General features: G+C 49.1%; 22 protein-coding genes. 15 read left to right on the top strand and 7 right to left on the bottom strand.

The genetic code is table 11. From position 1 onward, the window contains the following. Positions 1-80: 80 nt before the first annotated feature. Positions 81-1,283, top strand: coding sequence for a hypothetical protein (locus ACLBLI_RS00245; RefSeq protein WP_414829198.1), 1,203 nt, complete (start codon positions 81-83; stop codon positions 1,281-1,283). 93 nt (positions 1,284-1,376) lie between these two features. Here the strand turns inward: ACLBLI_RS00245 and slmA are convergent, their stop codons facing one another. Then, on the bottom strand, positions 1,377-1,964 hold the full coding sequence (gene slmA, locus ACLBLI_RS00250; RefSeq protein WP_218312603.1) for a nucleoid occlusion factor SlmA: 588 nt from the start codon (positions 1,962-1,964) through the stop codon (positions 1,377-1,379). A 97-nt stretch (positions 1,965-2,061) separates the two neighbouring features. After that, the gene (coaBC, locus tag ACLBLI_RS00255; RefSeq protein WP_414829199.1) at positions 2,062-3,264 is read right to left on the bottom strand and encodes a bifunctional phosphopantothenoylcysteine decarboxylase/phosphopantothenate--cysteine ligase CoaBC; all 1,203 of its coding nucleotides are present in this window, start codon (positions 3,262-3,264) and stop codon (positions 2,062-2,064) included. A gap of 170 nt (positions 3,265-3,434) precedes the next feature. On the opposite strand from coaBC, the gene radC reads away from it, so the two are divergent. The 5 genes from radC to ACLBLI_RS00280 all read left to right on the top strand — a co-directional run bounded on the left by radC (position 3,435) and on the right by ACLBLI_RS00280 (position 8,202). Next, complete coding sequence (gene radC / locus ACLBLI_RS00260; RefSeq protein ID WP_414830865.1) at positions 3,435-4,109, top strand: RadC family protein; 675 nt, start codon at positions 3,435-3,437, stop codon at positions 4,107-4,109. Between the two features lie 119 nt (positions 4,110-4,228). Then, the gene (locus tag ACLBLI_RS00265; RefSeq protein ID WP_414829200.1) at positions 4,229-4,591 is read left to right on the top strand and encodes a hypothetical protein; all 363 of its coding nucleotides are present in this window, start codon (positions 4,229-4,231) and stop codon (positions 4,589-4,591) included. 100 nt (positions 4,592-4,691) lie between these two features. Beyond that, the gene (locus ACLBLI_RS00270; RefSeq protein WP_414829201.1) at positions 4,692-5,372 is read left to right on the top strand and encodes a YjbF family lipoprotein; all 681 of its coding nucleotides are present in this window, start codon (positions 4,692-4,694) and stop codon (positions 5,370-5,372) included. Then, positions 5,369-6,100 carry a capsule biosynthesis GfcC family protein gene (locus tag ACLBLI_RS00275; RefSeq protein WP_414829202.1) on the top strand — a complete coding sequence of 244 codons (732 nt, stop codon included), beginning with the start codon at positions 5,369-5,371 and terminating at the stop codon, positions 6,098-6,100. The genes ACLBLI_RS00270 and ACLBLI_RS00275 overlap by 4 nt, the downstream gene beginning before the upstream one ends. 107 nt (positions 6,101-6,207) lie before the next feature. Then, positions 6,208-8,202, top strand: coding sequence for a YjbH domain-containing protein (locus ACLBLI_RS00280; RefSeq protein ID WP_414830866.1), 1,995 nt, complete (start codon positions 6,208-6,210; stop codon positions 8,200-8,202). 222 nt (positions 8,203-8,424) lie between these two features. Here the strand turns inward: ACLBLI_RS00280 and ACLBLI_RS00285 are convergent, their stop codons facing one another. Together ACLBLI_RS00285 and ACLBLI_RS00290 are read right to left on the bottom strand one after the other, a co-directional pair. Next, positions 8,425-9,447: a CDP-glycerol glycerophosphotransferase family protein gene (locus ACLBLI_RS00285; RefSeq protein WP_414829203.1), complete on the bottom strand. Its 1,023-nt coding sequence runs from the start codon at positions 9,445-9,447 to the stop codon at positions 8,425-8,427. Then, entirely contained in the window at positions 9,448-9,843 is a 396-nt protein-coding gene (locus ACLBLI_RS00290; RefSeq protein ID WP_414829204.1) for an adenylyltransferase/cytidyltransferase family protein, read from the bottom strand. It abuts the gene before it with no gap. Positions 9,844-10,403: 560 nt separating this feature from the next. On the opposite strand from ACLBLI_RS00290, the gene ACLBLI_RS00295 reads away from it, so the two are divergent. The 5 genes from ACLBLI_RS00295 (at position 10,404) to mutM (ending at position 13,580) form a co-directional block, all read left to right on the top strand. Next, on the top strand, positions 10,404-11,258 hold the full coding sequence (locus ACLBLI_RS00295) for a glycosyltransferase family 2 protein (protein ID WP_414829205.1): 855 nt from the start codon (positions 10,404-10,406) through the stop codon (positions 11,256-11,258). 311 nt (positions 11,259-11,569) lie between these two features. Then, positions 11,570-11,806 carry a 50S ribosomal protein L28 gene (gene rpmB / locus ACLBLI_RS00300; protein WP_218312594.1) on the top strand — a complete coding sequence of 79 codons (237 nt, stop codon included), beginning with the start codon at positions 11,570-11,572 and terminating at the stop codon, positions 11,804-11,806. Between the two features lie 11 nt (positions 11,807-11,817). After that, positions 11,818-11,973, top strand: coding sequence for a 50S ribosomal protein L33 (gene rpmG, locus ACLBLI_RS00305; protein ID WP_013786148.1), 156 nt, complete (start codon positions 11,818-11,820; stop codon positions 11,971-11,973). Between the two features lie 312 nt (positions 11,974-12,285). Then, entirely contained in the window at positions 12,286-12,768 is a 483-nt protein-coding gene (locus ACLBLI_RS00310; protein ID WP_414829206.1) for a hypothetical protein, read from the top strand. Positions 12,769-12,770: 2 nt separating this feature from the next. Next, on the top strand, positions 12,771-13,580 hold the full coding sequence (gene mutM / locus ACLBLI_RS00315; protein ID WP_414829207.1) for a bifunctional DNA-formamidopyrimidine glycosylase/DNA-(apurinic or apyrimidinic site) lyase: 810 nt from the start codon (positions 12,771-12,773) through the stop codon (positions 13,578-13,580). Positions 13,581-13,662: 82 nt separating this feature from the next. Here mutM and ACLBLI_RS00320 read toward each other — a convergent pair whose 3' ends face one another. Beyond that, the gene (locus ACLBLI_RS00320; protein WP_414829208.1) at positions 13,663-14,052 is read right to left on the bottom strand and encodes a MerR family transcriptional regulator; all 390 of its coding nucleotides are present in this window, start codon (positions 14,050-14,052) and stop codon (positions 13,663-13,665) included. A 71-nt stretch (positions 14,053-14,123) separates the two neighbouring features. On the opposite strand from ACLBLI_RS00320, the gene ACLBLI_RS00325 reads away from it, so the two are divergent. After that, positions 14,124-16,169, top strand: coding sequence for a TonB-dependent receptor plug domain-containing protein (locus ACLBLI_RS00325; RefSeq protein ID WP_414829209.1), 2,046 nt, complete (start codon positions 14,124-14,126; stop codon positions 16,167-16,169). A 91-nt stretch (positions 16,170-16,260) separates the two neighbouring features. Here ACLBLI_RS00325 and coaD read toward each other — a convergent pair whose 3' ends face one another. Beyond that, positions 16,261-16,752, bottom strand: coding sequence for a pantetheine-phosphate adenylyltransferase (gene coaD / locus ACLBLI_RS00330; RefSeq protein ID WP_414829210.1), 492 nt, complete (start codon positions 16,750-16,752; stop codon positions 16,261-16,263). Between the two features lie 141 nt (positions 16,753-16,893). Then, positions 16,894-17,622 (bottom strand): 3-deoxy-D-manno-octulosonic acid kinase, encoded by a 729-nt coding sequence (locus ACLBLI_RS00335; protein ID WP_414829211.1) that lies wholly within the window; start codon positions 17,620-17,622, stop codon positions 16,894-16,896. Between the two features lie 95 nt (positions 17,623-17,717). Here ACLBLI_RS00335 and ACLBLI_RS00340 point away from each other — a divergent pair, with 95 nt between their 5' ends. From ACLBLI_RS00340 to ACLBLI_RS00350, 3 genes are all read left to right on the top strand, one after another. Next, entirely contained in the window at positions 17,718-18,734 is a 1,017-nt protein-coding gene (locus ACLBLI_RS00340) for a glycosyltransferase family 9 protein (protein WP_414830867.1), read from the top strand. A 105-nt stretch (positions 18,735-18,839) separates the two neighbouring features. After that, complete coding sequence (locus tag ACLBLI_RS00345; protein WP_414829212.1) at positions 18,840-19,304, top strand: hypothetical protein; 465 nt, start codon at positions 18,840-18,842, stop codon at positions 19,302-19,304. Next, positions 19,301-20,476: a hypothetical protein gene (locus tag ACLBLI_RS00350; protein WP_414829213.1), complete on the top strand. Its 1,176-nt coding sequence runs from the start codon at positions 19,301-19,303 to the stop codon at positions 20,474-20,476. The genes ACLBLI_RS00345 and ACLBLI_RS00350 overlap by 4 nt, the downstream gene beginning before the upstream one ends. Position 20,477 lies beyond the last annotated feature (1 nt).

Below are 20,477 nucleotides of genomic sequence, written 5' to 3' on the forward strand. Positions count from 1 at the left end.
AGGCCCAAAGCGTTACTTTGTGCTGACAAGTGTGTACCATTCTCGCACGCGAAGACCTGATTTATCGAAAGGGGAAAGGGTTGAGTCAGGAAAATTCACTCACTTATCTATTAATGGCGCGGGGTAGTTCCCATATCCGCTATTTTACTGCTTTCGCGAAAGCGAAACTTTTGAATGTATCGGTAGTCAATGTGAATCGTCATTTACCACGACCTGGAGACCTGCGGTTTTTAGGCGATGTGGCAGAAAGTGATCTCGAATCGTTGCTGATTCCACATTTCGCAAAGAAGGAAAGGAAATACCCGAAGATTAGTAAAACTCCGCTGTGGTGGCTGTATAAACAGTTTGCTAAACGTGTTGTTAAGTATGATGTTGCGAGATTTCAGGCGATCATAAAACAAAAAAATGCCGATGTGATTGGCGTTTGGAACGGGCAAAAACTTCCCAGCTCAGCAATCGCGCTTGCGGCGCGAATACAGGGGAAAGAGGTCGTGTATTTTGAGAACGGCTTGTTACCCGATACTACAACCTGTGACTGGTCTGGTGTCAATTGCCTGAATTCCCTCCCCGATGATCCTGCCTTTTATAAACAGTTCGATAGCGACAGGCCATTGCCAAAACACCTGATCCCCAGAGCCCCGGCCAGAGCAAAGGCAAAGGGAATAGATGTTGATACGCTGCCATCCCGGTTTGTATTCGTGCCGTTTCAGGTGGAGACAGACAGCCAGATAATTACGAATTCGCCCTGGATTAAAAGTATGGGGCAACTGTATCAGCATTTGCGACGTGCAATGGATAGCATCAGTGACGATGAATTGTATCTGGTTATTAAAGAGCATCCTTCCGAGCTGAAACGGCATGATGAGTTACATCAGTTACACCCACGGATACTATTCGCCAATCAATGTGATACCAAAGCACTGATAGACAAAGCAGAAGCCGTACTAACCGTAAACTCCACAGTAGGCCTGGAATCTTTGTTACTGGATAAACCGGTCATGGTGATGGGGAAGGCGTGCTACGCGCTGCAAGGGGTATGTGAAAAAATCTCTGATGAAAACGCGCTGGTGGAGGGCCTACGTGATCCAAAGTCTTGTTACGGAGATGTGGCAGTAAGACGTGGCTTTCTCAACTTTCTTCATGAGCATTACGTTATTCCCACCACATGGAAAGATGCCCAGGAACAGCACTTCACTGCCCTTACTCAGCGATTATTAAAGACTGACAATTTCAGTGACTATGTCGCTGCTTACAATGCCAGTAAAAGTCGCACATTACAGTAAGTGTTCTATAGGATACCTGACCAGTAAAAAGTCCCGCCGGCACTTTTTACTGGTGGCTAAACGACACGTTTAGACGTTAGCGCTTTTACCGGCTTACAGAAAACTCTGCTTGAACAGTTGCCACTGCTCGCCAAACTGTTCAGTTGGCTTGCGGGTAAACCCACTGCGGATGAACAGATTGATGCGGCCATCGGTGTAACAAATCAGCATGTTGGCAATCACACCTTCATCCGCCGCGAGGGTCTTACCTTCGCGCAGTTTTCGCTCGCGCAGCACTTGCTTGAGCTGAGTTTCCAGCCTTTCATAAAGCTTCGCGATGCGTGCCCGAAGACGATCCTGTTCACCCAGTAGCGCATCTCCGTTCAGAATACGGGTAATGCCCGGATTTTTTTCCGCAAAGCCTAAAATAAGATGCAGGATCAACTGACAGCGAGCGGCTGAGTCTTTTTCTTCATTAACGATTTTATTGATGCGAGTGAACAGGGTCTCTTCGATAAATTCGATAAGGCCTTCAAACATGCGCGCTTTACTGGGGAAGTGACGATATAGCGCAGCTTCAGAGACTCCCACTTTTTCCGCCAGTTTGGCTGTGGTGATCCGCTGACCCGGGCTGGTCTCTAGCATCCCTGCCAGTGCTTGCAATATTTGCGCACGGCGATTGGTTTTCTTTACAGCAGGCATAACGAGAGTAATTCCTCCGCTACCGGACCAAAAGGCCCGTATTTCCGTGTTAAATTGAGTATGTTGTTAGTTGTCTTGTTAACGTGTTGGTATGACGTTAGCCGGACTTTTTATTTTTGTATTGTACTGCTACCAGCGACAGCAATGACCTTGCTAAATCACTTTTCTTACCTGTAGGCAGCTCGGCATCACCGTTGTGCCAATACACATGCAGTGCATTGTTATCACTGTTAAAGCCAAGCCCTTCTCGGGTAATATCGTTGGCAGCAATCATGTCGAGCTTCTTTTTTAGTAGTTTCTCTTTAGCGTAAGCTTCGACATTCTGGCTTTCGGCAGCAAAGCCCACTGTGAATGGACCGTCTTCCAAAGCCGCGATAGTTGCTAGAATATCAGGGTTTTTGACAAAAGTAAGTGTTAACTCATCTGAAGACTTCTTCAGCTTGTTATCTGCCACTTCGGTGGCGCGGTAATCGGCTACAGCGGCAGTGGCTATAAATATATCGCAGTTTATGGCTTCAGCTTTAGCCCTATTCAGCATTTCTTCAGCGGTAGTGACATCAATCCGCTGACATCCGGCAGGAGTAGAAAGTGCTACCGGGCCACTGATAATCGTGACATTTGCTCCTGCCTGCCGGGCGGCCTGTGCAATCGCATAACCCATTTTTCCTGAGCTGTGATTCGAAATATACCTCACCGGATCCAGCGGCTCGCGTGTCGGCCCGGCCGTGATTACCACATTCATACCGGCAAGCTCGCCGCTGCGTTGTGGCACAAGGGCACGAGCTATATCCAGTGGCTCCATCATTCTGCCTGCTCCCACATCGCCACAAGCCTGTTCACCGCTATCCGGGCCAAGCATCGTGACCCCAAATGCTTCCAGAACAGAGAGATTTCGTTGAGTGGCCGGGGCTTTCCACATTTGTTGGTTCATGGCAGGAGCAAGATAAACCGTTGCTGTGGTGGCGAGGAAAAGTGTTGTCAGTAAGTCGTCGGCTAAGCCGTGGGCGAGTTTAGCCATGATATTGGCGGTCGCGGGCGCAATCAGCAAAATATCTGCCCATTTTGCCAGTTCTATGTGGCCCATTGCGGCTTCCGCATCCGCATCCAGTAAGTGCTGGTGGACCGGATTGCCCGAGACTGCCTGTAACGACATCGGGCTTACAAATTCGCTGGCCGAACCGGTCAGTACAACACGAACATTGGCACCTTCAGCTGTCAGTTTACGCACCAGGTCCGGCGCTTTATAAGCAGCAATACCACCGGTAACGCCAAGTAAAATGTTTTTGTTAGCTAACGACATATGCGGCCAGGATCCTGATTGACTCGTTACTTACTTTACCTCGCTAAGCCTACCACGACTGCGTAACAGGGGGTAGTTATTGGTTGTTTCCCACCCTCCGTACAGTCGTGAAACGGGTAATTAAATCGTATAACTACCGCAATACAATTCGGTAATTTTCTACAGACATGATTTCATTAACGCTAAGGCCTGAGTCGGATCGGCCACGGGAAAAGCTACTGGCAAGCGGCGTTGCCTCGCTGACAGATACTGAGCTGCTGGCAGCCTTTCTGGGTACTGGGAGGGCGGGTCGTTGCGCGTATACCGTGGCATCAGATCTGCTGGCTCAATTTGGCTCGCTAAGAGCCCTCATTACAGCACCGCAGCACGCCTTTACCCAGGTGCCAGGGGTAGGGGCTGTGCGCTATATTCAGCTGCAGTCGGCACTGGAGATCATTCGCCGGCATCTGGCTGAACCCTTGTATCGGCAACCGGTATTTCATGCAGCGGAAAGTGTGACGGAATACCTGCGATCCGAGCTGCGTGACTGCCCGCAGGAAAACTTTGGTATGTTGTTTCTCGATAGTCAGCATCAGCTCATACGTTTTAAAACGCTGTTCACCGGTACCGTGAATAGCGCCGCTGTGTATCCCAGAGAGCTGGTCAGGGCGGTGATCGCCTGTAATGCCGCGGCGATCATACTGGTTCATAATCATCCCTCCGGGATCCCTGAACCCAGTGAAGCCGACATAGCATTAACCCGCGAAATCAGCGCCGCTATGGGCTTGATCGATGTTTCAGTACTTGATCATATTATTGTAGGTGATACGATTTGCGTGTCGCTGGCCCAACGTGGTTTGATGTAATTAAACTACGGTTTGGTGTTAAGCAAGGATTTAATGTCTGTTCATCGATTATATAGTAGTCAAATGACACAAAATACTATACGATATCAGATTGGTGGGTTTCTTTAGAAAGGACTGTTATGAAAAAGTCAATTATTGCATTGTTTGCTGCAGCAGCAATGTCAGCTGGCGTTAGTGCGCAATCTGACAATGATGGTGCAAACTCAAACAACGGCCTGAATGCATTAAGTGGTGGTACTATCGCTACTGGTGCAGTTACGTTGGGTGTGTTGTCTGCTATGGTTTCAAACAACCGTAAAGACGGTGAAGTTGAAGGCCCGGGTCCAAATCCAGATCCAGAGTGTTCAGGTACTGATCCTCTGGTAGATGGCGTGTGTGTCGGTACTACGACAACGGTAACTAACACTGTTACTGTTTCTGGTACACAAACTATCACGGTTCCAATCACTGTTCCTGTGACGTTCACTTACGCACCACAGTAATAGTTAGATAGAATGCAAAAAAGCCGCTTTTAAGCGGCTTTTTTATTTGCCAGAAACAGGCCACAATAGTCTTTTGAGCATGGCTTTCCAGTTGTAGAACATGAACGTTATAAAAATCTTTTCTCTTTTTCTCATTATGCTTTTGTTGCTTTCGGGCTGCTCGGCAACTAATCGGGCTTATATAGATACACTGAGCCTGGCGTTTTCGGACCGTGATATTCAACTCACTAAAGAACAGGTAGCGCAAAGCGGTCCTGACTTGTTACAGATTAAAAGCGGTGAACGTCCCGTTGCGGTGATGGGGCTGGCGTTTATCGAAAACGATCATTTCAAATGGGTATCAGCAGATAGCAAAATTCTCACGATGCATCATGGCGTGATTATCAAAACTCACGGCCTGGATAATGACTTGCTTTACACGGCTCCACTCGCGACGAACCCTTTAGCTGGTGATAGTAAACTGGCTTTTTCCTGGGAACGTCGGGCTGATATAGAAGGCCTGGGCTACGGACTGCCTATTAATTCAAAATGGCGGATTGAAGGCGAAGATAGTCGTACTTTTTTTGATACTCCTTTTGATGTACTACATATTTCTGAGCGGGTTTCCTTTGCCGATACCTCACCCTATTTCGACATGGACCTTGAGTGGGAAAACCATTACTGGCTGGATCTGAAAACTAAAACGCTGCTGGCCAGCAAACAAAAGTATGCTCCCGACGGAGATTGGTATGACATGGTGTATTTAAGCCGCGTAGTTAGACTAATGGAGGGGGCTCAGTGAAGTTTATTGTTAGCATTTTCCTGCTTTGCTTGTTGTCTACAAGCACTCACGCTGCCGTCGAAGTACAAATCAACCAGTTGCAATTCAGTTATCCCGAACCGGTGCGTCTGGCCAAGGTGCTAGAGCCTATTTCCGCGTCTAGCGACTGGTACTGGCCAGCCAGTGCTATTTATCGAACCGATGATGACAGTGCAGAGCAACTTCGTACTCAATTGCTTAAGCAAATTGCTGATCTGAAAGCTGAGCGCGAACCTGCAGACAGGCTGTACCAAGCACTATCAAAAATTGAAGAGCAGGTTAATGCCTGGACGCTGGCGACGCGTGTTGTCAGAACCATCAATTATGATGCTGCGAGATTGGATCCAAAGCAAAACCCTCAGCTAAATGAAGGTCGCTATATGATCAGATTGATGCCTCGACCTGACTCTGTGCATTTAAGTGGCGCCGTCATGCGTGCCGGCAGCTATCAGCATAAGTCACAGGTGAGCACGCCCGCTTATTTAGCGTCAATCAGCATGCTGGATGTCGCCGAGCCTGATTATGTGTATGTGATCAGGCCGTCTGGCGAAATCATGCGTGTTGGAATTGCATATTGGAACGGAACCTATAACCAACTGATGCCCGGTAGTCAGGTAATAGTGCCTGTTTTCTCCACGATTTTTAGCCCGTCACTGGCCAAAGTGAACGAAAGTCTTGCCCAGTTAGCAGTACACAGGGTGTTGCCGTAATGATATCTCGCTTACCATTTTCTAGATCCGCACTCTCTGTCGCCATTCTTGGCTTGCTGCCAAGCCTTTCCGCGGCACAGGAGACAGTGAACGTGAAACCGTCACAAATGGTACAGGGCGGCACAGGGCTAATTCAAACCCCTACTGCCAGAATGCAGGAAGCCGGCGATCTGTATCTTAACTATACCGATAACGGTGAATACCGTTTTTGGTCTGTAAATCTTCAACTGTTTGACTGGATGCAAGCCACCGCACGCTACACCGATGTGCGCACCCGATTGTATAGTAATGTTGACTCATTCAGTGGCGATCAAACTCTGAAAGACAAAGGTCTGGATGTAAAATTCCGCCTGTGGGAAGAAAGTTACTACATGCCGGATATCTCGCTTGGTTTCCGGGACTTTGGCGGTACCGGCTTTTTTGAAAGTGAGTACGTGGTGGCCAGTAAATCTGTTGGCCCACTCGACTTCCACCTCGGCTTAGGCTGGGGCTACATGGGCTCTGCCGATGATTTCACGAATCCGTTTTGTGAGTTTAAAGATAGCTTCTGTGAACGTCCGTTGGGCTATTCTGGACTTGGCGGAAAAGTTGATTACGATCAGTTCTTTAAGGGCAAGATGGCCGTCTATGGAGGGGTTGAATATCAGACGCCCTGGGAACCATTGACGCTGAAACTCGAGTGGGAAGGTAACACTTATGAGTTTGATCGTGCAGGTGAACTTGAGCAAGACACGCGTCTGAACGTTGGAGCAGTGTATAAGTGGAACGGCTTTGATTTCAGCCTTAATTATCAGCGTGGCAACACGGTAGGATTTGGGGTGTCTTACAAATTTAACCTAAATACCATGTCGCAGATTAAAATTGATGAGCCGCCACGAAACCTGATGGATAAAAAGCCTCCAGAGACACTGTCAGAAATAGATGGGAATGCACTGTTCCGTGGGCTGATAAAAGACGCCTCTTTTATTCTCACTGATGTGGATATTCAGGAAGAAAAGGCAATTTTTTACGGGTATCAGAACGCATATCGCGACAATGATGAAGCCATTGAGCGAACTGGCCGCGTACTGGCATCAGAACTTCCTGACTCGGTGAAAACGTACCACGTTGTGGAAGCCAAGGGCGGTCTGCCTATGGTCGAGAATGTCATCGACGCAGAAGCGTTTATTGCGGCGGCCCGTTATGAATCGCTGGATGCAGATATCAGAGACACCTGGTATCGGAAAAACCCGGATGAAGCATTGCGCGACGACTATGCGCCAGCGGCCAGCTCAGGCTTTTTCCATTCCGCCGATCTGTTCTGGACACAGACTTTCGGTAGCCCGGAAGACTTCTACTTGTATCAAACCGGCGTCATTTTCACTGCGGGTTACGCGTTTAACGAAAACTGGTCAGTAATCGGTGGCTTAAGTGCAACAGTATTAGATAACTTCGATAAGTTTAACTTTACTGTAGACAAAGAAGACACACCACTACCGCGTGTGCGTACGCTGGTACGTGAATACGTCACCAACAACCGTTTTAGTGTCGACACGGCATTCCTGAACTGGAAAGATCAGCTGTCTGATGAGTGGTTTGGACAGGCTTATGCGGGCTATCTTGAGAGAATGTTTGCAGGGGTAGGGGGGGAAATCCTTTATCGTCCTGTGGATAGCCGGGTTGCTTATGGCATCGACATAAACTATGTGAAGCAGCGCGATTTTGACGATCAGTTTAGTTTCCTCGACTACGATACTTTTACCGGTCACGCCAGCGTATACTGGCAACCCGAGTTCTTGCCGGATACACAGATAACCGCCAGCGTAGGGCAGTTTCTGGCAGGCGACAGGGGGGTAAATATCGATTTTGCCAAACGCTTTGACAGTGGCGTGATTGTCGGTGCTTACGCCGCCTTTACCGACGTGTCGTCGGAAGACTATGGTGAAGGCAGCTTTACGAAAGGGTTTTACCTGTCGATTCCATTGGATCTATTCCTGCTTGAGCCGGCAAAAGGCCGCGGCATGTTCCCGTGGATCCCAATCTCGCGCGATGGCGGTCAATTGCTGCGCCGCCCAGTGCGTCTTATTGATTTCACTGAACCTCGCTCGCCGTTCTACAACTAAACGGTGAAAACGCTGCCACACTGCGATTTGTGTGGCAGCGTATCGCACAAGATGTGTGAAGGGTAATACCGATACCAAGCCATTGAAGAGTGGTAAGCCTACTCACTGGCGTATACGTCTTCAGGCTGCCAGTGTTTGCGTTCCAAACGATAGGGTCGTTAAAGGGTGTTAAAGTGGCTTAAACGCCATATCCTGTGTGGGTAAACCGGTAAGACAGACAAATTACAGCGTCCAGTACCCTAAGCGCTTACGCAGTTTCAGGTTGCGAATAACATTACGCGGTTTTGCCACATTACCGTGTCGTGGAAAGACTCGGATTTCCTCTAGGGTCGCTTCCAGAATACGCCTTGCTGACTGCCCGTCAGTGTAGGGGTGCATCTGATTGGCATAGGCTTCAATGTTATTTCGCTGGTCGTTAGATAAGTTAAGTGATGTCTCTATGGCGCTACCCAGCATTTCGGCTTGTGTGATATCAATGAACACATCTTCAGGCTGGGCGTTGTTAAAGGTCACTACCGGCTTTTTCATCAACAGAAACTCTGTGATCGCTGATGACGTGTCAGACACCATCACGTCACACTGCTGCAGTAGTGGAAGGATGCTCTGACTCTCGACAACGTTCAGATTATCGCTAGCTATGTCTTTGTATGCCTGAATGGTTTCAGCATCCATTTTGGGATGAAATTTTATCAGCCATTTCCATGGCATGGACTGACTTAAGGTCTTAATCTGCTCTATGAGTGCCGGCGCGCTGGTTAGCTTAGGTGAGAACGTGGGCGCAAAGAGGATAGTTGGAACCTCATTGGTGTGAGTCGCTTTCAGTCCTGCAAATAAGGGATCCAGCTTCGGCCAGCCGGTTTCTTTGACGGTAAAATGCGGGTGACGTTCGCGCAGTTTCTCAAACGCCTGGGTGAAAAACGGACCTTGCGTGCAGTACAGGTCGAAACATTCACGTATCCTGAAATGACCCTTTTTCTTCCATTCAAAGCCGTGAAAAACCTGCACTTTGAGCCCCGGAATAAATGCCGGAACTACATTGCCGGGAAGAAAAACGGCGTCGGGGTTGAAATCTACCACGTCACGTACCTTGCCCAGGCGCTTTTCGTCATCACGAAAGAGTTGCTGATTCACTGCATGTCCCTCAACGAACCAGCGAACCTCGTGCTTGTCTTTAATCATTTCTGCGGCAAGCGGCCTGAGAATTTCGAACGAATAGTTCTGAGAAATATATAATACGAAACGCATTTACTGTTGTTCTTTTATTATTTCAATAATTTCGGTGGTCGATACGGAGGGGGTTCTTGGAAGGTATATCACTTCACAAATATCGTTGAACTCGTCAAAACGACCTTCCCAATCGTTGCCCATTACCAGCACATCCGCGTGATGTTTAATGATGTACACACGTTTTTGTTCCAGTGATTCTTCCTTGAACACCTCATCAACAAAGCGAAGCGACGACAATAATTCGAGGCGCGCGTCAAAAGAATAAATAGGATTTCGACCCTTTTTACTGAAATTCAGTTCGTCTGAAGAAAGCCCGACGGTCAGGTGATCGCCGTGTGCTTTGGCGCGTTTGAGAATTCGAATATGACCGATGTGAAGCACATCAAAAGTGCCGAAAGTAATAATTCTACGCAAAACCATTTCCAATAAACGCAGTAAGCCCCGGGCATCTACTCACTGGCAGCGGGCGCTACCGCGACAAGTTGTCACACCACGCGATTTTTCGTGTGTTGTCAGATGCAATGTCACTAAAGTGTAACACAAGTGCAGCACAGGGCATTAGCAGGATTGAATAGAGAAAACCTGGATGCACCATATCAAAAAAACGGTCTCCATGAGGATAGACGCCACGGAACCTCACCCTAAAAACAGCCCGGCTTAAAGTAAAAAGGGGATGGTGAACTGCGGGGGTAACAGAATATGGCAAAGCGTCAGCAGGCGCGATGAATTAACATTAACAATGTCAGGCGGCTGGCTATTTCAAGGCGCATCGTGAGTGTCCTTGACAAGCAAACGCCTTGCCTGAAAAAACTGACACACAGATGTCATACTTCCGTTGTGAAAGTGTCATTTACGCGAGTTATACGTTGTTATCAAAGGGTAGTGTGCGGTGATCTATGAACAGAAAGATCACTGTCGGCATGTAATTTCACGATGGCATCTCACGTAGCACCGTGAGACCAAAGGTGGCAACGGTGACAATTTCTGTAATCTTCTCCACTTACAATTCTCCGGACTGGCTGGAGAAAACGTTGTGGAGTCTGCACTATCAGACGTTTCAGGACTTTGAAATTGTCGTCGCTGACGATGGCTCAACACAAGAGACTTCCTTGCGTATACACGCGTTCGAAGCGGCGTCTGGAAGGGTAGTAAAGCACGTTTGGCAGCCTGATGAAGGTTTTCAGAAAACGAAGATACTTAACAAAGCCCTGGTAGCCTCTGAAGGTGAGTATCTTGTGTTTACTGATGGCGATTGTGTGTTGAGAGAAGACTTTCTCGCTGTACATGATCGCAATAAAGAGAAAGGGTATTTTTTATCAGGCGGTTATTTTAAACTACCGATGGAAACCAGTCTGGCGATATCAGAAGACGACATTAAATCTGGCAGAGCGTTTTCACTCGACTGGCTGCTAGCCCATGGACTTAAGAAAACCCATAAAACGATGAAGCTCACGGCGCGCGGCCGTATCGCGAGGTTGCTTAATGCACTGACACCCACAAAAGCGACATGGAATGGTCACAATGCCTCGGGATGGCGGGACGACATTTTTGAAGCCAACGGCTTTGACGAGCGTATGCAATACGGTGGGGAAGATCGTGAGCTCGGCGAAAGGTTGTTCAACCGCGGAATCAAGTCAAAGCAGATCCGTTATTCGGCTATTTGTGTGCATCTGGATCATGCCAGAGGTTACGTTAAGCAGGAAATGCGAGATAAAAACCGTGCTATCCGCGATTACACGAAAAAGCAAAAAGTCACCCGTACACCCTATGGTATTCGCAAACAGTCTGAGTCCGCTGGTGATCAAGATAGCACTGCGGAATTGCGTTAATACAAGTACTGATAGCAGAAGCTGTAACCGGAAAAGTTCAACCTGATCCCGAATGCGTGTAAGATTACACCAGCAGGATCCGAGATAGATCAAAGTTACCCTCTTTGGGATCATTTTTGATCCCAATTTGTAAATACGGGTGAATACCGCCCGAAAACCGCGACTTTTTTCACATTCTTATTGAATTGCGCGTGCATTTACTGTATAAAATGCGCCCTCTAATTTATAGTAATACGTCATTTGACCCAGTGACTAAATGAGCGGTGGGATCGATTGGCGCGACAGTTATCGTTGTTCTGGAGACAAATACAATGTCAAAAGTATGTCAAGTAACAGGTAAGCGTCCTACGGTTGGTAATAACCGTTCGCACGCGAGAAACGCGACCCGTCGTCGCTTTTTGCCTAACCTTCAAACTCACCGCTTCTGGGTTGAGAGTGAAAACCGTTTCGTTAAACTGCGTCTGTCTACTAAAGGCATGCGTATCATCGACAAAAAAGGTATCGATTCAGTTCTGACTGATATCCGTGCCCGTGGTGAGAAAATCTAAGGAAGCCGACAATGCGTGATAAAATCAAATTAGTTTCTTCTGCAGGTACAGGTTTCTTCTACACTACAGATAAGAACAAGCGTAACATGCCTGGCAAAATGGAGATCAAAAAGTTTGATCCTGTTGTGCGTAAGCACGTTATGTTCAAAGAGGCAAAAATCAAGTAAGAAAACTTGCTTTTGTCTCCACGAAAACCCGGCTCTTGCCGGGTTTTTTGCGTTTACTCACCGGTATAAAAATGCAGCGAATACCAGATGTGATTCCGCCGCGTGCTTAACGCTTATTCTATGAAATCTAAATGCTTATCTGGTGCTTGCCAGGTGTAATCCCTTGTCGTACTGCCAAACGCCTGCCTGATGTGAGTTGTTATCGTATGCTGCTGTGTGCCGACAGCCGAAGATTACAAGGTGGATTGATCACGCTGGTGGTCAGATTGGTATATCATAGCCACAGAGCAATTTGTTAAGGACAGCAAGAACGTGGCACGATTATCCCAACGCGCATTTAATAACGTGGTGATTTTCGCCATGCTACTGATGATAGCGTTATTCAATCTGGACAGCTTTTTGCCAGCGTCACAGCCGCAGGGAAGTCAGCCACTGCTTGAAAGCGATGCCTACATTCTTAAAATTGAGCAGGATCAGCAACGTCTGGAGCGCACCGGGCAGCAGTGGCGGTATATTACTGAATCTGCGGTAGACATCGCCCCTGAAGTACAAATTGAAGCCTGGAAAAGTGGGATATTAGAACCTGCACCACGTGCCAGAAGTCTGGCCCAGAATCTGCGCCCGATAATCGCTGTCGTGTGGCTGGCCGGTGAGTCCCAAGGGCTGGTGTATGCCTTTTACCTGTCTGATTCACACACGTTTGTGAAGCACAACGATCAATGGTTTGAACTGGAGCGGGTGAGGCTGGAAGCGTTGCTCCCCTGGTTTACTTTCAAAGAAGTGTCTGTGAATTAATTATGCCTGAATTACCTGAAGTGGAAGTGAGTCGGTTAGGTATCTCGCCCTGGCTTATCAATCATACAATCACGGATGTGATTGTTCGCGACAAGCGGCTTCGCTGGCCGGTGCCGGATGAAATCAAAACTGCAGTTGGCCGCACGATTTCTGATGTAACGCGTCGGGCCAAATATCTGTTAATCGACGTCGGCAATGCCGATATCGTGCTTCATTTAGGCATGTCCGGTAAATTGCGTGTGGTGGAGAAGAGCACCCCGGTCATTAAGCACGACCATATTGATATTGTGCTGGATACCGGCAAATGTCTGCGCTTTAACGACCCGCGGCGCTTCGGAGCGTGCTTGTGGCAGCCTAAAGGGGATGAGCTCCCACAATTTCATAAACTGGGGCCTGAGCCGCTTACTGATGCCTTCGACGCTGAACGGTTGCATGTGTTATCCCGTGGCCGCAAAAGCCCGGTGAAAAGTTTTATCATGGACAATGACGTGGTGGTTGGCGTGGGGAATATCTACGCCAACGAAGCACTGTTTATGGCGGGCATTGATCCGCGTCGGGCGGCCGGGCGTGTAAGCGCCTCACGCTATGCCGCATTAACCGATGCCATAAAAGCCGTGTTGCAAAAGGCCATCAATGAAGGCGGTACCACCTTAAAAGATTTTGCACAGAGCGACGGGAAACCAGGCTATTTTGCACAGCACCTGAATGTGTACGGCAAGGCGGGTAAAGCCTGTGAGCGTTGTGGTGGTGTGATAAAAAGCAAAGTCATCGGCCAGCGCAATACCTTCTTTTGTATTGGCTGTCAGCGGTAAAGCAACTGCTGCCAGCTCTCGGTATCTGATCGCCACACGCTGTTAGATGAATCAGTTTACATGGCGGCGGTGAAAAATAGCGTCAGTCAGACGATAACTGGTGCAGTATGGAACAGTCTTCGACCTTATGATTGTTACAAGATGCCGCCAGTGATGACAGGGTTTTCTCCAGCATGGCAAGTTCAGTTTGCTTTTGCTGTATTCGCTTAAGTTGTTGTTCAATTATCTCATCCACAAAACGACAGGAAGACTGCGGATTGAGTTGGGCTTCCAGCAACTGCCGGATATTATCAATGCCAATATTCAGCTCCCGGCATCGCCGGATAAAAATCAGCGCCGTGACATCCTTATCGCTGTATTGTCTGTAACCACTGTCGTTTCTGCGGGCCGGTGAAATCAGACCAATCTGTTCGTAGTACCGGATAGTTTTCGCAGAGACTTCCGAGGCAGTCGCCAGCTCACTTATTTTCATCTTGACCTTCTAGTGACTGTAACCTTTAGAATCACTATACCGTACTCATTCTCTATACAGAAATTAACACTATGATTCCTTTATCTCGCCCAGCCCTGTTCGTCATCGCCGTTAGCATTGCGTTGGAGACCGCTGCGAACCAGGCGGTGCCGGCCGAATCAGAAATCACAGCCAGGGATGAAAAGACGCAACATCAGGAGCATCCCGACCAGGCCCACCAGCATGAGGAACACGGGCATGCCGATGAGGTCGAAAAAATTGTGGTGCAGGCTACCCGCTCAGGTCGAATCGCAGATGAACAGCCAATCCGCGTGGAAATCATTAATCGTGAGGAAATCACAGAGAAGGCCACGATGCGCCCGGGTAATATCTCTATGCTCGTAGCAGAGACCGGTGGTGTTCGTGTGCAAACCACTTCACCTGCATTAGGCAGCGCAAACATTCGACTGCAGGGAATGTTCGGCAGATACACCCAGTTACTGGCAGATGGCTTGCCTTTATTCGGCAATCAGGCAGCGTCCATAGGGCTATTGCAAATTCCCCCCACCGACCTGGGGCGCGTAGAAATTATCAAAGGTTCTGCGTCGTCGTTGTATGGTGGCTCTGCGCTGGGCGGCGTTATTAACCTCGTTTCGAGACGTCCTGGTGATGAGTTTCTGAGTGAAACGCTGATCAACCTGACTACGCGAGACGGTCAGGACCTGACAAGCTATGTGGAATCGCCACTCTCTGATTCTTTAAAAGCGTCTTTAACAGCCGGTGCGCACCATCAGAAAAGCGAAGACACTGATAATGATAACTGGATAGATCTCGCAGGCTACGAAAGATACACCGTTCGGCCCCGCTTGTTCTGGGAAGGTGAACAGGGGGAGAGCCTTTATCTTACAGCGGGGTTTATGACCGAGGATCGCAGAGGTGGAACCACAGAGGCGGGCGTGGTTGCTGATAACAGCGCATTCCAACACGCTCAGGACTCAGAACGAGCCGATACCGGCCTGGTTTTTTCCCAGCCGTTTGGCGACATCTATACGTTTTCTACCAGAGCATCAGCAATGGTGCAGCAGCATGATCATCGCTACGGCAACACAAGAGAAGATGACAAACACGAAAGCTATCTGCTTGAAAGCAGTGTCTCTGGTTACACGGAAAAAAGTGATTGGGTTGTCGGCGTGGCTTACCAGTCAGATATCTTCGCGTCTGATACGTTCCCTGTTTTTGATTACACCTATGAGGTGCCGGGACTTTTCGCGCAACTGGATTATGAGATGACGCAGGAGATTACCACCTCTTACAGTGTGCGCGTGGATGAGCACAACGAATACGGCACCCAGTTTAGCCCAAGAGTGTCGGTGCTATACCGCCCCGGAGACTTGACCGTTAGAGGGTCTTACGGACAAGGATTTCACGCCCCTACGCCCTTTGTGGAAGAAATAGAAGCGGCCGGTCTTGCCCGCCTTGAGCCTCTTGAAAGCCTGGAGGAGGAGCGGGCGGAAACAGCGTCGCTGGATTTTACTTACACGTTTGGTGATATCGAAACCAGTTTCACCTTATTTGGTTCGAACGTAGACAATGCCACTGAGCTTGAGGCGTTTTCGTCAACACAAAGCGGCACGCCAGACCGCGTCAGGTTGATCAATGTCGAAGGAGAAAGTCGCATTCGCGGCTCTGAGGTATTACTTCGTTACTACTGGCAAGACGTTAAACTGACAGCAAGTTATCTGTATCTGGATGCAACGCAGAGCGCCCCAACGACTACTGGAAGAGAGAAAATCGCACTGACGCCTGAGCATTCTGCCGGCTTTGTGGCCATGTGGGAACAACACGGGAATTTTCGCGCAGGGTTTGAAGCCTATTACACCGGCACTCAGCGATTGAACAACAACCCCTATTTAGATAAATCCAAACCTTACTGGCACCTTGGCCTTATGGGGGAAGTGACCACGGGGCGTGTAAGCTGGTTTATCAACCTGGAAAACCTCCTGGATGTAAAACAAAGTAACGAACACCCACTGTTACTGCCAGAGCGAGCGCCAAGCGGCCAGTGGACCACCGACATGTGGTCGCGAAATGACGGGTTTATTGCCAATGCCGGGGTGAGAGTGAAATTTGGCCAGTGAGATGACAGCGCAGGTGCTTGGGGCCGGGCGCCAGCAAGGCGCCTGTCAGCGTTCCTCGATGTTATAAATCTGAAGTGCCTTGCCTGATGAGTTACTTCCTGTCGCCGTGAAAACGTGCTTTTAACGCGTCCTGCACAACCGGATGGCAAAAGTCGCTGACGTTACCGCGGTGCATGGCCACTTCTTTCACCAGCGTTGAGGAGATAAAGGAATTCTCTTCCGCCGGCGTTAAAAATACACTTTCCAGCTTCGGATTTAACCGCCGGTTCATATTGGCTAACTGAAACTCATATTCAAAATCTGATACCGCGCGCAAGCCCCGAATCAGGATAGTCGCGTTCTGCTGATCCGCAAAATCGGCCAGCAAACCAGTAAAGCCGACAACCTCGACATTGGGTAAGTCTGCCGTGACTTCTTTAATCATGGCTACCCGTTCTTCCAGCGTAAACAGTGGCTTTTTACTGGGGTTCGAGGCAATGGCGACGATGACGTGCGAAAACATGCGCGAGGCACGGTCTATCAGGTCAGCATGACCATTGGTGATGGGATCAAACGTACCCGGGTACAAGGCTCTGGTGTGCATAATTCAAAGAGGCTGTCTGGTTTTTAACGGAACAGTACCGAGAATTCTCTGGGGTTGCAATGGGCCGTTGTCTGACTGCTATCTGACAGACGACGTTGTCAGCACAGCAAAACAGTCACTCAGGCTTAGTTAATGCGGATATTACGAGCGCATTTTGCGCTCATATCCGCGCAACAGCTGTTGCCAGTTTTCAGGACTGTAGTGAAAGGTTTCGCAACGGCCCAGCTCTTTTTCCAGAGAGCGCTGAAGGCGGTCCAGCATTTCCTGCTTCCAGCTGTCGCCATCGCGAATGGCGCAGCGGTCAAAATCAATCACCCAGATAGTACCTTCGCCGTCGCGCATAATATTGTGAATATTCAGGTCGTGATGATATACATTTGCCTGATGTAAACGGGCGATAGTGTCGCCAACGCGCTCCCATGTGAGAGCATCCAGTGATTTGCGGCAAAGCATGTGATGCAGATCCTGGCTGTCAGGGATCATAGCGGTAATCAAATCAGCGCGGTAAAACAGGCCGTGTCGTGACACATGCGCGGCCACCGGTTCCGGCACCGGTAATCCCAGTTCACGCATCCGATGAAGCAAACTGAACTCAGCAAAAGCCCGGGTGCGCTCTACACCCCCAAACAGGTATTCATCGGTTAACACTTTACCGACTAAGCCGCCGCGCCGATAATGACGCAACACCCAATGCTGAGACTCATGCTCGATAAAATAAGTGGTACCACGACCTTGCGCCTTGCCTGTCACTTTATTTTCAGACTGCCAGTAGGTGGGGTCAAAGTGGTCTAGTGAGGGCCCGGAAAACACGGCATCGTCATAACGGATCGCGTGGTTGTTTTTCTCTGAGGTCCAGTCTTTTATCGCCATGCAAACGGTAACTTATGGTAAATTTGCCATTGTAATGATTTATTTCTGATTTTTCAGCGAAAGTGAGTATTAGCGTGAGCAAAAAGATTTGTCTGATGCGGCTATCCGCCATTGGTGATGTTTGTCATGCCGCGGCACTGGTAAACCGGATTCAGACACACTGGCCAGAGACTGAAATTACCTGGGTGATTGGCAAAATTGAATATCAACTGGTGCGTCTCATGCCGGGTGTTCGGTTTGTGGTGTTTGATAAGTCTCAGGGCAAGGCGGCTGTGGCGAAGCTTAAAGCCGACCTGGCTGATACTACATTTGATGCGCTGTTAATGATGCAGGTGGCGCTACGTGCGAACCTGGCGTCCCGCGTGATTAAAGCGAAAACCCGCATTGGGTTTGATTGGGCCAGAAGTAAAGAATTGCATTGGCTGTTTGCCAACAAACGCGTTGCGCCCCACAAGCATGCACACGTATTAGATGGGTTTATGGACTTTGCCGATGCGTTAGGCGTGCCCCCAGTAGAGAAGCCAGCCTGGAATATCCCGGTAAGCGAGCAAGACAAGGCCTGGGCGGCAAAGAAAGCCGCACAATTTGGCGACTTCGTAGTCATCAGCCCTGCGGCCAGTAAAGCAGAACGTAATTGGTTGCCAGAGCGATACGCAGGTATAGCTAACCATCTGCAAAATAAAGGAAAATCTGTTGTACTTTGTGGCGGGCCGGGCGCATTGGATCGGCAAACTGCAGACGCCATTCTGGCGTGTAATGCCGCAATTACTGCAAACCTGACTGGCGACACAACGTTGCATCAGCTGCTGGCATTGCTGGCCCATGCGCAGTTAGTCATCGCGCCTGACACCGGGCCTGCCCACATGGCAACCACCGTTGGCACGCCCGTGATTGGTCTGTATGCGCACTCAAATCCCAGACGAACCGGCCCCTATAACGATAATGATAAAGTGGTGTCTGTATATGAAGAGTGCATTGAAGCACAGCGGGGTAAGCCCTGGCAGTTGTTGCCGTGGGGAGCCCGTGCCAAAGGTCAGGATCTTATGGCAAAAATATCGCTTGATCGCGTTGTCGACGCTGTCGATAGCCTGTTTAATGATAAGAAATTGTAAGGATATCTGCAGTAAAGCCATACAAGCGTTAATAGATTATCTACACTTACATGGAAAGCGCATGTTGCGCTTGCGTTCGATACCCAGGGGGAACTCCCTTTGACGATGATGGAAGACCGCCTCAGGTTGAAGTTCCCACACCTGAAATACATGTTGTCATTCATGCTGACACTTACCGTGCTATTCAGCACGGACGTATTATGTCAGGAAAAAACCACTATCCTTCATAGTTATTCTTCGGACGGGCTGACTTTAACCCGCGCCGATACCCTGCAGATTTTTACTGGCAACAGACAGTACTGGCCAGATGGCAGCAAAATCACAGTGTATATGCTCAATTCTGATGCGCCGTTACATCAGCGCTTTAGTCGTGAGCATTTGCGCATGTTTCCATACCAGCTGGACAGGTTATGGAACCAAATGACCTACTCGGGACAAGGGGAGCCACCCCGCAGAGTGAAAAATGAAATGGAATTGATTAACGCGGTAACGAATACCCCTGGCGCCATTGGTTATGCGACCGAAACGGGTATCACCAAATACAGTGAATGGAAGGCAGAATTACAATGAACATGCGAGCTTCACTATTACTGTTTACGCTGGCGGCCTTGCCAGGGAAAGCCCTTGCGGGCAATGGTAGCTGGCATGGATACCTGTCTCAGGGAGTCACTCAGTCGATTAACAGCAACTTTTTGACCGACAACGACTCGGTAACCGGCGAGTTAACAGAGCTGGGCATTAACGGGCGATACGAGTTTGACCAGAGTCTGGCAGTGGTTGGGCAGGTAGTGTATCTGGATGGTGGAAATCGCTACGAAAAAGGCTCCCGGCTTGATTATTTATTTGTCGACTGGACACTGCCGGACCTTGGGGAATGGCAGGGCCATGTGCATCTGGGCCGCTTTAAAAACCGGCACTGGCTGTATTCAGCCACCCGCGATGTCCCTCACACCCGTGCTACGTCGGTCCTTCCACAGTCTGTCTATTATGATGGTTTTCGTGACATTGCGCTAGGCAGCGATGGTGCGTTGCTACAACTCACGCGCCTGACTGAGCACGGACTGTGGGAGATAAACTGGAGCTACGGTCGCTCGTCTATCAGTGATGAGCAAACTCAGGCATTTCTTGGCACCAATGTGCAAGGTAAGGCGAAACAGGATTACGTACATCAGTTCAGCGTGTTCTGGCAGCCGCCAAGTATGAACTGGCGCATTGGGGGCAGCCTGCTGGAGTCTGACTTTCGTTACGAACCTGCGCCCATGGATGAGCTGATTGGTGGAACGACCAATATTCGACGAGTGATGCTGTCGTTTGAGTATTTCAGTAAAAACTGGGAGCTGAGCGCCGAATTTTTAAAAGAATACCAACAGGATAGCGGAGCTTACAGCCCTGATTACTACAACAGCCGCATTGGTGAGGGGGGATTTGTTCAGTTGCGGTATATGTTTACTCCTGAGATAAGCGGCCTTGTCATGCAGGATATCTATGATCTCAACCGTGAAGATCGCAAAGGTAACATGCTGGAAGCGTCTACCGGCGGGGTGATTCCTGCCTACTTTGGCTATATGGATACGACAACAGTTGGCCTTCGCTGGGATATCGCACCGAACTGGCGTTTGCAGGGAGAGCACCACTGGGTGCAGGGCGGTGCCAGAATCAGAGGTCTGCTTAATCCGCAAACGCAGTTGCAGTCTCAGTCGCACTGGCGGATGTGGGCTGTGCAGCTAATGTATTGGTTTTGAT

This window comes from Alteromonas sp. H39, assembly GCF_047556435.1.
Taxonomy (GTDB): Bacteria; Pseudomonadota; Gammaproteobacteria; order Enterobacterales; family Alteromonadaceae; genus Alteromonas.